Source organism: Empedobacter sp. UBA7620 (assembly GCF_002484185.1).
Lineage (GTDB): Bacteria > Bacteroidota > Bacteroidia > Flavobacteriales > Weeksellaceae > Empedobacter > Empedobacter falsenii_C.
Map to the genome: position 1 here is coordinate 10,255 of NZ_DLJI01000014.1, position 14,160 is coordinate 24,414.

Below are 14,160 nucleotides of genomic sequence, written 5' to 3' on the forward strand. Positions count from 1 at the left end.
GTCAAGTTGAATTCATTTCAACTTCGCATCCTCAGTAAAGCTAACAAGATGTGTTTCTGAAACAAGTTCAGAATGACACTTAGAAACATAAAAAAGATAGTTGTTAAACTATTAATATAATCTATCGAACCTCAAATCAAAAAAACTTTATACATTTACCGAAGCACTTCTCGCGACAGAAGTGCTTCTTTTTTATTTAAAATCTGACAAAACGACACATAATGGGCATTGGCAAACTATTTGATTCAATCAGAAACAAAAAAACTAATAAGAATATGTCTGACCAAAATATACACGAAGAATTAGAGAACGAGAATCTTCAAGAAAACGTTCAAGAAAGTGATAACACTGTAGAACAACCACAAGAAGAAACTGCTGGAAAGTCAGAATTAGAAATTGTTAAGGAACAATTAGCAAAAGAAAAAGACCAATATTTACGTTTATTTGCAGAGTTTGATAACTTCAAAAAACGTACTTCGCGCGAACGCATGGATATTTTCAAGACAGCAAACAAAGAGGTGATTACTTCATTATTGCCTGTTTTAGATGATTTTGGACGCGCAATCAATCAAATTGAAAAATCTGGAGACGACAACTTACTTCAAGGAGTTGAATTGATCAATAATAAATTAGTAGAAACGTTACGTGCAAAAGGTTTGAAAGAAATGGAAGTAAAACCTGGAGACGATTTCAACACAGATTTACACGAAGCAATTACTCAAATTCCTGCTCCAACAGAGGATTTGAAAGGTAAAATTGTAGACGTGGTAGAAACAGGATATTTATTAAATGATGTAGTAGTTCGCTACGCGAAAGTTGTTGTTGGATTATAATTTAGATTAAGAAAATGTCATCAAAAAGAGATTATTACGAAATATTGCAGGTCGAAAAATCTGCAACATCAGAGCATATCAAGAAAGCTTATCGTAAACTTGCCATCAAATATCACCCTGACAAAAATCCTGGTGACAAAGAGGCAGAAGATAAATTTAAAGAAGCTGCAGAAGCTTACGAAGTTTTAAGCGACGACAACAAACGTGCACGTTACGACCAATTCGGACATGCAGGAATGGGCGGAGCTGCTGGCGGAGGATTCGGCGGTGGCGGCGGAATGAATATGGAGGATATTTTCTCTCATTTCGGCGATATCTTTGGAGGCGGAGGATTCGGTGGTGGATTTGGAGGTCAATCTCGTGGTCCACGTCGAATGAAAGGTTCTGATTTGCGTATTCGCGTAAAATTGAACTTAGAAGAAATGGTGAACGGTTGCGAAAAGAAAGTAAAAGTTAAACGTTTCAAACAAGCAGATGGCGTTACATCTAAAACATGTCCATCTTGTGGCGGTTCTGGACAACAAGTTCGTGTTACCAACACATTTTTAGGACAAATGCAAACGGCTACAACTTGTGGAACATGTCAAGGAGTAGGAAAAGTTGCAGATAAAATTCCTTCAGGAGCAAATAATCAAGGATTAATCAAAGTTGAGGAAACAATCGACCTTAAAATTCCAGCTGGAGCAAGAGAAGGAATTCAATTGCAAGTTCGCGGAAAAGGTAACGATGCGCCTTTTGATGGTATTCCTGGTGATTTACTTGTTTTGATTGAAGAAGAAGAACACGACACATTAAAACGTGATGGAAACAACTTACATTTTGATTTGTATGTTTCTATTCCGGATGCTGTTTTAGGTGCTTCAAAAGAAATTCCGACTGTTAATGGAAAAGTAAAAATTAAAGTTGACAAAGGAACTCAATCAGGAAAAGTATTACGTTTAAAAGGCCAAGGTTTACCAGATTTGAATGGTTACGGAAAAGGTGATTTATTTGTGCATGTTAACATTTGGACACCAACTCATTTATCGAAAGACCAAGAAGCGTATTTTGAAAAAATGAGAGACGATGATCATTTCTCACCAGAACCTTCGAAAAATGAAAAATCATTCTTTGAACGTGTAAAAGATATGTTTCAGTAATTGAAAAATATATATCAAAAAAAATCCATCTCAAATGAGATGGATTTTTTATTATGATTTGTATAAGCTAATCCGATTTTATACTGGCCGAAGCATAGTATCAACTTAATTGAAAAATATGATATCTTTGATTGTAGAATTAAACACCATCGAATATGACAAACATATACTTATATGAAAAAAATAATTTATTTATCAATAATCGTTTTAACTTCATGTCATTATAAAAATGATGAGTTAAAGATTCTTAACAATTCGAGTTCTTCTTTATGTTATGAGACTGTAATCTTTAATATAAAAGATAGTATGTATTATTTAGGTCCAGCTAGTGATAAACTAGCTACAGAACAAATAAAATCTCCTATTGTTAAGACTTCTATCCGAAGTAAAATTAATAATGAAAAATATAATGGAATTCTGTATATTTATTTTCTTCCCTGTAATAAAAGAGAAGAATTTTGGAACAATACAGATTCTATAATGAAAAAACAAATTGATAATATTAAAATGTTAAAATTCACGGAAGAGCAATTAGATAGTATAGATTGGTTAGTGATATATAATTAGTGGTTAATATTTCAATTGTATTTTTCCTCTACAATTATCTTTTATTTAAAAAATTAACTATTTATTAATTCAGTTCAATATATAAATGTCCGTTACTGAGTGTTTACTCTAATTATTAATGAGTTGATTTAGCTTTTTTAATCGCTTTTATAATTAATCTTTCTCAACAAATGTTATCGTAATAATCTGATGGCAATTATTAAACCTAAAAAACAGTAGCAACTTGTTAGCTACTACTGTTTAATTTGTATATTTCTAATCATGGCAAATATATGTCTATTTTTCAAGACTAGAATTTTGATACTTATTAATCAACAATAATTTTATTAGATTGATTTTTCGTTTTAACGATATAAACTCCTTTAGGTAGTTTATTTAATCTAACTTTAGAATTATTTGTTACATTTTGAATCGTTTGAACCAATTGTCCATTGATAGTAAAAATTTGAATTGTTTCTTTATTTTCAATTCCATTGACAACAAATTCATGATTTTTAACTGGATTAGGATAAATAACTAATTTATTATTTTGTTTTTTAACCTCATCTGTTGCTAATTTTTCGTAACAAGTCCATGATAAATTATCGAAAGAAACACGATTATTTGAAGTTTCATCAATCAACTCAATTACAACATCTCCTTCAACATTAATATTATCAATTTTTGTTGTTTTAGCTGTTTTAGAATAAGGTATTTGTCCTTTTACTTCTCCATTAATTTTTAATGTATAAAATCCATCAGAATCTGCAAAAGGAAGATATGTTTTTACTGATAAAGATCCTATTCCTCCAGAAATTGTAGATGATTTTAAATTTCCTTTTCTAATACAAATTGCTTTATTACTATCTCCATCGATATAAATTTGCTTGTCTGTTCTTGCATTTGTTGCAGTCCACACAATTCCTCTATTCGACCAAGTTCTATCTGTATAAGATGATGCTGGAGGCGTACTTCCTGTAGATGGAATATTTTCAAAATCCTCTGTTCCACAGCTTGTTCCTTCTCCTGAACCTCCTCCTGTATTAGATTCTTTTGTTGTTACTTGAATTGCTGTACTATTATCCGATTTATTTCCAGCTGCATCTTTTGCAACAACATAAAAAGAATAAGTTGTTGAAGGATTTAATCCAGAAACTGTTCCGTTATTACTATAAACAGTTGTATTATAAGTGTTATCTACATAAATATCATATCTATTAACACCTACATTATCTGTAGAAGCCGTCCAAGTTAACGACACACTTGAAGATGTAATCGTTGTTGAAGCTAAATTTGTTGGTGCAGTAGGTTTTTCAGTATCCTCTTCAGAACCTCCGCCTTCACCAAAAGATTCTGGCCAATTGTTTTGCGCTTTAGGACCTCCCCAAATAACAGTTGCTAAATATGGATTATCAATAAACGGATTTCTATTTCCTTGAACATTCGCTACAACGTTATTTCTTTGAATTTCAAATTGTGAAACAGGATCTTCTACATTCCACTTCAAAAGAATATCAGGGAAATCTGACGAATACGTACTTGGTCCAAAAGTAATATTAAGAGGTAAAGTTCGTTTGTCATAACGTACATACATATACATTAAAATTCTCGCAACATCTCCTTTCCATTCATCACCTGGATACCAACCACCACGGCTCGTTTTCATTGCCATTGCTCCTACTCCATCATCAAAAAGCAAACTTCCACGAGTACTATTCAATGTGACATCAGCAGGACGTAAATGATGTCCATCTGATCCAGGTCCAGAAGTTCCTAAATTTGGCGTTCCTTTGGATTTTGCATAAACATGCTCTCTATTCCAAGACCCTGAAAAAGCACGACTTCTTTGATGTGTACCTGAACTTTGAGATCCATAAATCAACAATAAGTTAGATGGATTTTGAGGATCGGCATCACTTGTTTGAAATAGATTTTTCAAACCTTCTGAATAAGATACATTTTGTTTATGTGTATCTGTAATTAATTTAGCAAAATCATTTTTCAACTCATTCTTCGTCTTACTAAAATTAATGCTCGAGTAATACGCAGGTGCTTTTTGAGCTTGTGCGAATAATGCTAAAGCAAATGATAAAAAAGTAAATTTCAATTTCATTTTTATAACAATTATTTATTTAATAGTATAACTTCCTTGTTCTCATAAGAAAGCCTTAATGTGTAATTTTTCATTATCAAAGGAATTTGTTTTTCAAACTCCAAAAAATAGATTTTTCCAAATTGATAAAATCTCGCATTTATTTCTTCTTTCAAATGTATAGATGTAACATTCACTTCTATCTCATCTATTAAAAATTGTTTTTCTAACCAACTTAAATTTTGTTCTTCAAAATAGAGTACGTCCGTAAAAAGACCTGGATGATTTTTTCCTTGTCCTACAAAAATTCTATTTTCGCGTTCATCAATTCCAATCACATAAACCGGAAATTCTTTTCCGCTAACATTTAAACCTTTTCGTTGTCCTATTTCAAATTTTTCTATTCCAGTATGTTCTCCTACAATAAAACCATCAAACAAAGAATAACTTCTTTGGCTTACCTTCCACGAAAGTTCTTCTTCTTTTGATCGAAAAGATGGTTTTTCTTTATTATAAATAGAAGAATTTTTTGGAATCTCTACAATTTGACCTATTTTCACTTCAATTAATTTATTTGCTCCTTTCCAAAAAAGGAAAGACAACAAAGATAGAATGTTAATGTTAACTAAAAGTTAAAAATAAAATTTTCATTTTTAAACTATTAACATCTTATAAACAAAAAAGGGATTTCTAATTGAAATCCCTTTTTTGTATTTTAAAATCTTTTAATGACTATGCGTGTTAGCTTCCCCAGCTGAACCTTCACGATCATATGAACAACAAGAAGGTAAATTTCCGTACACTTTTTCTTCTGCACGTTTATTATCAGTATCGTGACCAACCGCTACTACAGCGTTTTCTACATCATCCACTTTACTCTTTTTCTCATTCAATATAATATGTAAATTTTGTGTATTACTATCCCATTCAGCAGATTTTACGCCTTTTACACCATAAGCCGCTTTTTCTATACGATCTTTACATTGTCCACAATTTCCTTTTACATGTAAATCGTGTTTTGCATTTTTATTTTGTGCTTGTGCACTAATTCCTAAAGTCGCAACCAAAGCAAAGGCTAATAATTTTTTCATTGTTTTATTATTTTTATGATTTTATTTTAAACTAAATCTTAATCCAGCATAATACATTTGTCCAAAAATTGGCGCATAAACAATCGAGCTATCGAAATTTGAACCAAAAGGATTATCTGCTCCTAAAATTACGCGATGTTGTTGATAATTCGTTACATTTTCACCACCAACATATATTTCAAAACGTTTCGAAAAAATACGCGTAATCTGGAAATTAATTGTTCCAAATGGATTCGAATATTCATTCAACTGATTTTCTGGTAAATTATCTGACGTATTTGGTAAACGCTGTTTTCCAATCCAATTGTATGTCGCATCAAAACGCCAATTCTTACCATTTCTTTCATGTGTTTCATATTCAAGATTGGTAAAGAAACGATGTTTCGCTTGTAATGGACGCTCTAATTTTCCATTTTCATAATCAGTTGCTATATCATAATATTTGTATGATGCTCTAATTTTGAAATGTGTAAATGGATTATAATTAAAATCAAATTGGAACGAATTTGCATACGAATCTCCTTCTAAATTATAAAATCTTACTTGACGAGCCGAATAATCAATATCCGTTACAATTTGATTTTGAAAATCTGTTCGATAAAAATCTGCTGTCACATCTGCATTTTTTCCAAATAATTTGAATTCTTGTGTTACACTAAATCCATAATTCCAAGCAATTTCTGGATCTAAACCATATATTTTTCCATTTCCATCGCCCAAAATATTAAATTGTCTTGAAGATGCAAATAAATTCTGATTTTCCGCAAATATATTATTGATTCGTTTTCCACGACCAACCGACGCTTTTATCGTTGTTCCTCTTACAGGCGTATAACGTGTATGCAAACGAGGTGTTAAGAAAAATCCCATTCGATTATGATAATCTCCACGAAGCCCAGCAATCATGTTAAAATTCTTCATATTATCATACGTATATTCAAAAAATGCTCCTGCAGAATTATCTATTCGATCATAATTCGCATCAGTCGGAAGCGCTACAAATTCCTTGAATTTATCGTACGTAAAACTCGCTCCTGTAGTGAATTTATTTTTTGTATTGCTAATAATCGAACTGAAAATATAGTTGGAATAAAAACTTTGTTGCTCAATATCATATTGATTCAATCCGAAGTAAGAATCTTGTTTATGATAACTAAACGCCGTTTGCAATCCCATACTTTGATAAGGCATTTCTGGAAAAACATACCCAATTTTTGATGAAACATCTACACGATTTGTATTGATTTCTGATCCCCAATAATTTGTTGTTAATTTATCGCGATCTTTATCAAAATCAACTTGTCCTGCTTGTTTTGTATCATTCAAATAACGTGCTGATAAAAATCCAACCCAACCTTTTTCTAAGTTTTGATATTGCCAACGATTCATCACATTAACTTGATGTCCAAGCGGATTATCTAAAAATCCATCATCGTTCATGTCATTTTTCGAAACACGTGCATTTCCATGCATAAACAAAGAAGTACTCCATTTATCATTCAATTTTTTGTTCAAATGCACATTTCCTTCAAAACGAGAATCTGTCGAACCATAAAGATTCACAAACAACGGAATATCATTTGAAGGTTTTATTAATTCTGTATTAATCTGCCCAGAAATACTTTCGTAACCATTAATCACCGTTCCAGCACCTTTCGTCACCTGAATACTTTCTACCCAAGTTCCTGGCGTAAAACTAAGCCCAAAAGCTTGAGAAGCTCCACGAACATTTGGTATATTTTCTTCTGCAATCAAAATATAAGGAGAGGTTAAACCTAACATTTTAATTTGCTTATTTCCTGTCACAGCATCCGAAAAATTGACATCAATAGAAGGATTTGTCTCGAAAGATTCAGCTAAATTACAACATGCTGCTTTCAACAATTCTTTTCCAGTCATTGTCGTCATATTGGTTGCAAACTTCGATTTTTTAAGCGAACTACTTGTATCACGAACCACAACTTCATTCAACGAAGTATCCCCAAAATGATCTTTTACATTGATAGTGATATTCTGAAATTCGTCTTTTAATTCCTTAAAAGTTGTCGTCTCATTGTCATAAAAAACACCTAAAATTGAAGTTGGTTGATAATTTTCGATCTCAAAATTTCCTTTTTCATCTGTAATAACTGAAATATCTGACGATTGCCAAAACACTTCTGCTCCAACGATTGGTTGTTTATTTTGATCTGTAATTTTTCCCTTTAATGTAGATTGCGCGTAAGATAACGCAGCACTTAGTATAAATACTGAAGTGAATATTTTTTTCATTTTTACGATTTAAGGCTCAATGCCTATTTATTATTGTGTACTTGTTGATTAAATTTTTAACAAATACTTTAATATTTAGATAATAGCTTATTGTTTTCTGATTGATTTAATCAAAAACAACGGTTATTATCCTTCGTAAAATGTTAATTGAGAATTGAGTATATAATTTGGCGGCGCATTTGACGCAACATAAAAGTCAAGAAAATTTGATTGATTACTTACCTCTTCATCTTGAATCGGAATTCTAATTTGAAGAATTTCAGAAGCTATAAAACTAATTGGAACAAGTTTCTGAATTTTGACAATTTGCTTTTCCACAAACTTATCCGAATATGAAATATCTTTGCAACAATCGTCTTTTTTAGATTTATTGTTTTCTGGTAATTCGCAATGTTTTTTTTCTGTTTTTGGAGGGCAGCACGAAGTAGAAACTTCCATTTCGCACGAATTATTATCCAAATGATTCAACTTCACTTGCTCCATTTCTCCTTGACAAAAATGCATAGAAAATGCGTAGTTAAGATTTGAGAAAATCAAAACCACCGACAAAACATACTTTATGTAATGTTGCATTTTCATGTTGGACAAAAATAAACAAAAAATTCAAATCAAAACAAACTGAAAATTTATATCATTTTCCAAGTTTATTATAGAATTTTCAGTTTTCATCACTTTATCTTTTTGCCTGTTTGTCCGTCGGAATATTAATAATCCCAGAACCATTTACTAGCGATTTATTATTCTCGTTAACAACTTTCAAAATGACTTCAAAATCTTGCCAATCTATTCCTTGCAAAGTCACTAAACCTGTTGCCTTATCAATCGATTTTATTTTAAATCCTTTATCCGGAAAATCTTGCCCATCGACAATCGGATCAAAATCCAAACCAACTTCTGGCTCAACTTTATAAGCAGAATCTTGCACAAATTTGTATCGATCTTTAAAACTTTGCGTCAATAATTCGTTTTGTTTAATATACTCATCTTGATTTATTTTACCAATTGTATCCATAATATAATCGACATAATTATTCATAAAATCAAGCGCAACATTATAATTAACATCTGATGGTTTAACTGAATCTTTCACTTCATTTTCAACTTTATTTTCCGTTGATGAACTAGATGAATTATTAGAATTACAACTTGTAACAAAACTTAATAATATAACAGGAAGAATAAACTTTTTCATAAGATTATCATTTTTTTTTATGATTTAAAAGTATGTTTTTTTGATTGAAATATAAATGATTAATTTAGATAAAATATTTTATTATAATGGCATGCATTCAAGTAGAAAAAAATATATCAAACTTTTACCATTTACATTAATCTTATTAATTGGTATTTTATTTTATATAGGAATTTTGAGATTTAATTATCCATCATCTAAAAAATATCCTATACAAGGAATTGATGTTTCTAATCATCAAAATTTAATTGAATGGGAAAAAATAGACAAAACTAAAATTCATTTTGTATATATAAAAGCTACAGAAGGAGGAGATTTTAAAGATAAACGTTTCGATTATAATTGGAAAAACGCTAAAAAAAATCGTTTTTTTGTTGGCGCATATCATTTTTTTACTTTTTGCAAAACAGGTGAAGAGCAGGCTAATAATTTTATAGAAACAGTTCCTATTGAACAAAATAATTTGCCCCCTGTAATTGATTTGGAATATGGTGGAAATTGTAAACTTGTAAAATCGAAAAATGAATTGATTTCTGAAATCAAGATATTTGAAAATATTATTCATTCACATTACAACAAAAAGCCTATTCTTTATGTAACTGAAGAATTTTATAATGATTATTTAATAGGTCAATTTGAGGAAAATATGATATGGTTTAGGGATATATATAAAAAACCAACTATTAAGGATAATAGACATTGGGATTTTTGGCAATTTGCAAATAGAGCGCACATAAAAGGGATAAATACTTATGTTGATTTGAATGTTTTCAATGGAAACCAAGAAGATTTTAATAAATTAGTTGAATAATTATTTTTCTTACTAGCCTAACAATTTGAATTTATTTTTTTATCAAGTGATTAAAGCTTTATGATTTTATCAAAATATACCTCAATAGTCATCAAAAATCACTAAAATTGCACTTTAAATAAGAACACACAATTAATTATGTCAGAAGATATTTTCAAGAAAGTAGTTTCTCATGCGAAAGAATATGGTTTCATTTTTCAATCGAGTGAGATTTATGATGGATTATCAGCCGTTTACGATTATGGTCAAAACGGAGCTGAGCTAAAAAATAACATCAAACAATATTGGTGGAAAGCAATGGTACAAATGCACGAAAACATTGTCGGCATTGATTCTGCTATTTTTATGCACCCTACTACTTGGAAAGCTTCGGGCCATGTTGATGCGTTTAATGATCCTTTGATTGATAACAAAGATTCTAAAAAACGTTACCGTGCCGATGTTTTAATTGAAGATCATTGTGCAAAAATTGAAGGTAAAATCGAGAAAGAAGTTGCAAAAGCTGCAAAACGTTTCGGAGATGCTTTTGATAAAGATCAATTTGTTGCGACAAATCCTCGTGTTGTAGAATATCAAAATCAAATCAATACAATTTTAGCGCGCATGGGAAAATCTTTGGAAAACGAAGATTTAGATGATGTAAAAGCTTTGATTGAAGAATTAGAAATTGCTGATCCTGTAACTGGTTCTAAAAACTGGACAGAAGTTCGTCAATTCAACTTGATGTTCGGAACAAAATTAGGTGCAACAGCTGATCAGGCAATGGATTTATATTTGCGCCCAGAAACGGCTCAAGGTATTTTCTTAAATTACTTGAACGTACAAAAATCTGGACGTATGAAATTACCTTTCGGAATTGCTCAGATTGGTAAAGCTTTCCGTAATGAGATTGTTGCACGTCAATTTATTTTCCGTCAACGTGAGTTTGAACAAATGGAAATGCAATTTTTCGTAAAACCAGGAACTGAGTTAGATTGGTACGAAAAATGGAAAGAAACACGTTTACGTTGGCACCAAACATTAGGTTTAGGAAATGATAATTACCGTTTCCACGACCACGAAAAGTTAGCGCACTATGCAAATGCTGCTGCTGATATTGAGTTTAAATTCCCATTCGGATTCAAAGAATTAGAAGGAATTCACTCTCGTACAGATTTCGATTTGAAAGCTCACGAACAACATTCAGGTAAAAAAATTCAATATTTCGATAACGAAACAAACGAATCGTACACACCTTACGTGGTAGAAACTTCTGTAGGTTTGGATCGTATGTTCTTAGCAGTTTTCTCAAATTCATTGAAAGAAGAAGTTTTAGAAGATGGATCAGAACGTGTAGTATTGTCTTTACCAGCTGCATTAGCGCCAATTAAAGCGGCTGTTTTACCATTAGTTAAAAAAGATGGTTTACCTGAATTAGCGAAAGAAATTTTGAAAAAATTACGTTTAGATTACAACGTAATGTACGAAGAAAAAGATACAATCGGGAAACGCTATCGTCGTATGGATGCGATTGGAACTCCTTTCTGTATCACTGTTGACCATGATTCGTTAAACGACAATTCTGTTACTTTACGTTACCGTGATACAATGGAACAAAAACGTGTTAATATTGATGAGTTAGCTCAAATTATCGACAAAGAAGTGAACATGAAATATCTTTTTGAACAATTATAAAAAGAATATTTTCTCAATACAATAAGATCAAAGCTCAGAAATTTCTGAGCTTTTTTTATTTTTATTAAAATTTTTAACAATTTGGCAAAGCTTTTGATTTTAATTGGAAATATTAATCTAAAAAATACAAATTATGGGCTTTATTATTAATCTTCTGGTATCAGCATTAGTTGTTTTCGGACTTGCTAACATTTTACCTGGAGTATCTGTAAAAGGGTATGGTTCTGCAATTATCGTTGCAATTGTTATTGGACTTTTAAACGCTATTGTAAAACCAGTTTTAAACTTTATTAGTTTACCTGTAACAATCTTAACATTAGGATTATTTTCTTTTGTGATTACAGCAATTATTATCTTATTAGCAAGCGCAATTATGGGAGATAGTTTCCATGTTGACGGATTCTGGTACGCATTATTATTTGGTATTGTTTTAGCGGTTGTCAATTCTTTAGTTGGAGGAATGATGGGAGACTAATTTACACAAATTATTACATATAAAAAGCTGTCCAATTTGGACAGCTTTTGTATTTTATAAAGGTTTATTGAGGATAAAATTTTATTTGCTCAAAAATATAATTATAATGTTTTCTAAGAAGATCAACCAATTGTTTCAATTCGGACTCTTCCCATTTATTCTGAAACATTTCATCATGAATCAACACAACTATATTATTCTTTGTAAAGGTTTTATTCGATTCTAATTGATTAACAATTTGTTTATAAATCGCTTGAACAGATTGCACCGGCGTTCCATCTTTTGCATGATGAGCCCATTCCAAATCCCAGCCAATAACCTTATAACCCAACTTTGCTAAACCATCAGCCGTTTGCACTCCTGAAGCTCCATCATTCTTCGATTTCCCATCCAATCTCCACATGTTTCTTCCGGGTAAACGAACAATTTTATCTTGTAATTTTAAGGTCGATTGATTTTTCAAAATATCCGCAACCGACGTTTGCTCGTTACTATAAAACTTTTTGTACTGATCATTCGCATGTGTCCAACTGTGATTACATTCTTCGATATACGGGTTATCTTCGTAATATTTAAAATAATCCGTCATTGTTTTATTTTTCTCCACATGTTCTCCTACAAGAAAAACAGTCACTTTTAACTTCTCATTTTTGAAAACCTCATCAATATTTTCACTTCCATTCAAAGGTCCATCATCAAAAGTTAAATAGATGTATTTCTTCACAGAATTACTCGTTTTCTGCGCAAACAAACTTGTAGAAAAGCTTAATAAAAAAACACTCAAAAGTGTCATCAATTTTTTATTCCATATCATTTAAGGTAGTTTTTAATGAATTAAATGTATGAAAGAAATTCTATTTTTTATATTTTTCTAATGCTTTTTCTAATCGTGTTTTAATTCTTTTTTTCACTAATCTCGGCGCAAGAACTTCTATTTCTTCTCCAAATCCTAAAAGCTCTCGTTCCAACTCAAAATTATGTACAACTTCTATCGAAAATAAAGTTCCTTCATCCGTCACTTCCAATACTTTTTGCGTCGCATGAATTGGTTTTGTCACCACATAAGGCGCCAATTTTTTATTCACACGAAAAACAACACGTTGCTCTCTTTCTTTCACACTTTTCGTTACACCAATCGCATTGTTGTAATACGTATCAAAATTAATCTCTTGCTCATCCACAAAAGGTTCATTTGCCAACTCATAAAATTCAACTATTCTGTCCAAAGCCAACGTATACAAATTTTTATCTTTTCTCGATTTTGCCAATAAAAACCAACGATTACGATATTCTTTCAACAAATACGGATAATAAACTTGTTGTTTTGGCTCTTGATTTTTTGCCTTGAATGATTGATACGAAATCAACAAAGGTTGCTTCTTCACAATTGCTTGATACAACCGATTCAAATGCTCCAAACCTTTTAATAAAGGATTTTCCTCAAACTGAATATAATTTGGTTGTTGATGAGTTTGTTTGGATAAATTATTTTCGAGACGCGTAATAATCTCGTTCATATCATCAAAATAATTAAAACCATTCAATTGTTTCATCACCGAAATCACTTCTTTCATTTTGTCTAAATCAGCAGACGAAACAGGCGAATTATGAATCGAATAATCACGATCTTCGTATTCATAAAACTTTTTTTCTCGAACAACAATTGGCGCATTATAACCCAATTTATCACTGCGCATCACTTGTATATCGCCCTGAATTGTACGTTTCGAAACACCAGAAGTTATTCCTTCATATTCATACAATGCTTCCGAAACTTTTTCTATCAAATCTTCTAATGTCCATTTTCTAAAATGATTTTGAAGACATTTATCGATCGTTTGATAACGTATTAATGCAATTTTATTGGTTGCCATGGTTGATTTCTTTGTTCAATACTACAAATTTCAAATCAAAGTACGCAATCTATTTGCGTAGAAATTTTTATTTCAACTTTTATTCAAAATATTTTCAATACAAAACCCTCTATTCATAATAGTTTATAAATTATTTTGAAAAAATATTTTATTGCGCAATTC

The 14,160-nt window shown here is 31.0% G+C and carries 14 protein-coding genes; 6 read left to right on the top strand and 8 right to left on the bottom strand.

Features of this window, described 5'->3' with window-relative positions:
* Positions 1-275 precede the first annotated feature (275 nt).
* From B2217_RS02315 to B2217_RS02325, 3 genes are all read left to right on the top strand, one after another.
* Entirely contained in the window at positions 276-833 is a 558-nt protein-coding gene (locus tag B2217_RS02315) for a nucleotide exchange factor GrpE (RefSeq protein ID WP_038335626.1), read from the top strand.
* A gap of 14 nt (positions 834-847) precedes the next feature.
* Positions 848-1,972, top strand: coding sequence for a molecular chaperone DnaJ (gene dnaJ / locus B2217_RS02320; protein ID WP_180906215.1), 1,125 nt, complete (start codon positions 848-850; stop codon positions 1,970-1,972).
* Positions 1,973-2,146: 174 nt separating this feature from the next.
* Entirely contained in the window at positions 2,147-2,539 is a 393-nt protein-coding gene (locus B2217_RS02325; RefSeq protein ID WP_180906214.1) for a hypothetical protein, read from the top strand.
* A 307-nt stretch (positions 2,540-2,846) separates the two neighbouring features.
* Here the strand turns inward: B2217_RS02325 and B2217_RS02330 are convergent, their stop codons facing one another.
* The 6 genes from B2217_RS02330 to B2217_RS02355 form a co-directional block, all read right to left on the bottom strand.
* The gene (locus tag B2217_RS02330) at positions 2,847-4,631 is read right to left on the bottom strand and encodes an endonuclease (RefSeq protein WP_280062942.1); all 1,785 of its coding nucleotides are present in this window, start codon (positions 4,629-4,631) and stop codon (positions 2,847-2,849) included.
* A gap of 11 nt (positions 4,632-4,642) precedes the next feature.
* Positions 4,643-5,170 (bottom strand): tRNA methyl transferase PRC-barrel domain-containing protein, encoded by a 528-nt coding sequence (locus tag B2217_RS02335; RefSeq protein ID WP_291122051.1) that lies wholly within the window; start codon positions 5,168-5,170, stop codon positions 4,643-4,645.
* Between the two features lie 165 nt (positions 5,171-5,335).
* Entirely contained in the window at positions 5,336-5,701 is a 366-nt protein-coding gene (locus B2217_RS02340; protein ID WP_291069797.1) for a heavy-metal-associated domain-containing protein, read from the bottom strand.
* A 21-nt stretch (positions 5,702-5,722) separates the two neighbouring features.
* Positions 5,723-7,972, bottom strand: coding sequence for a TonB-dependent receptor (locus tag B2217_RS02345; RefSeq protein WP_291122052.1), 2,250 nt, complete (start codon positions 7,970-7,972; stop codon positions 5,723-5,725).
* A 126-nt stretch (positions 7,973-8,098) separates the two neighbouring features.
* Positions 8,099-8,545 (bottom strand): HYC_CC_PP family protein, encoded by a 447-nt coding sequence (locus B2217_RS02350; RefSeq protein WP_180906210.1) that lies wholly within the window; start codon positions 8,543-8,545, stop codon positions 8,099-8,101.
* Positions 8,546-8,645: 100 nt separating this feature from the next.
* Positions 8,646-9,164, bottom strand: a complete 519-nt coding sequence (locus B2217_RS02355) for a hypothetical protein (RefSeq protein ID WP_291093977.1) — start codon at positions 9,162-9,164, stop codon at positions 8,646-8,648.
* Between the two features lie 55 nt (positions 9,165-9,219).
* Between B2217_RS02355 and B2217_RS02360 the strand changes: the two genes are divergently transcribed.
* The 3 genes from B2217_RS02360 (at position 9,220) to B2217_RS02370 (ending at position 12,124) form a co-directional block, all read left to right on the top strand.
* On the top strand, positions 9,220-9,975 hold the full coding sequence (locus tag B2217_RS02360; protein WP_291093980.1) for a GH25 family lysozyme: 756 nt from the start codon (positions 9,220-9,222) through the stop codon (positions 9,973-9,975).
* A gap of 138 nt (positions 9,976-10,113) precedes the next feature.
* Positions 10,114-11,649 (top strand): glycine--tRNA ligase, encoded by a 1,536-nt coding sequence (locus tag B2217_RS02365; protein ID WP_135836741.1) that lies wholly within the window; start codon positions 10,114-10,116, stop codon positions 11,647-11,649.
* Positions 11,650-11,782: 133 nt separating this feature from the next.
* Positions 11,783-12,124, top strand: a complete 342-nt coding sequence (locus tag B2217_RS02370) for a phage holin family protein (RefSeq protein ID WP_180906207.1) — start codon at positions 11,783-11,785, stop codon at positions 12,122-12,124.
* A gap of 64 nt (positions 12,125-12,188) precedes the next feature.
* Here the strand turns inward: B2217_RS02370 and B2217_RS02375 are convergent, their stop codons facing one another.
* Together B2217_RS02375 and B2217_RS02380 are read right to left on the bottom strand one after the other, a co-directional pair.
* Positions 12,189-12,938 (bottom strand): polysaccharide deacetylase family protein, encoded by a 750-nt coding sequence (locus tag B2217_RS02375; protein WP_180906206.1) that lies wholly within the window; start codon positions 12,936-12,938, stop codon positions 12,189-12,191.
* Between the two features lie 40 nt (positions 12,939-12,978).
* Positions 12,979-13,998 (bottom strand): helix-turn-helix transcriptional regulator, encoded by a 1,020-nt coding sequence (locus B2217_RS02380; protein WP_180906205.1) that lies wholly within the window; start codon positions 13,996-13,998, stop codon positions 12,979-12,981.
* Positions 13,999-14,160: the final 162 nt, after the last annotated feature.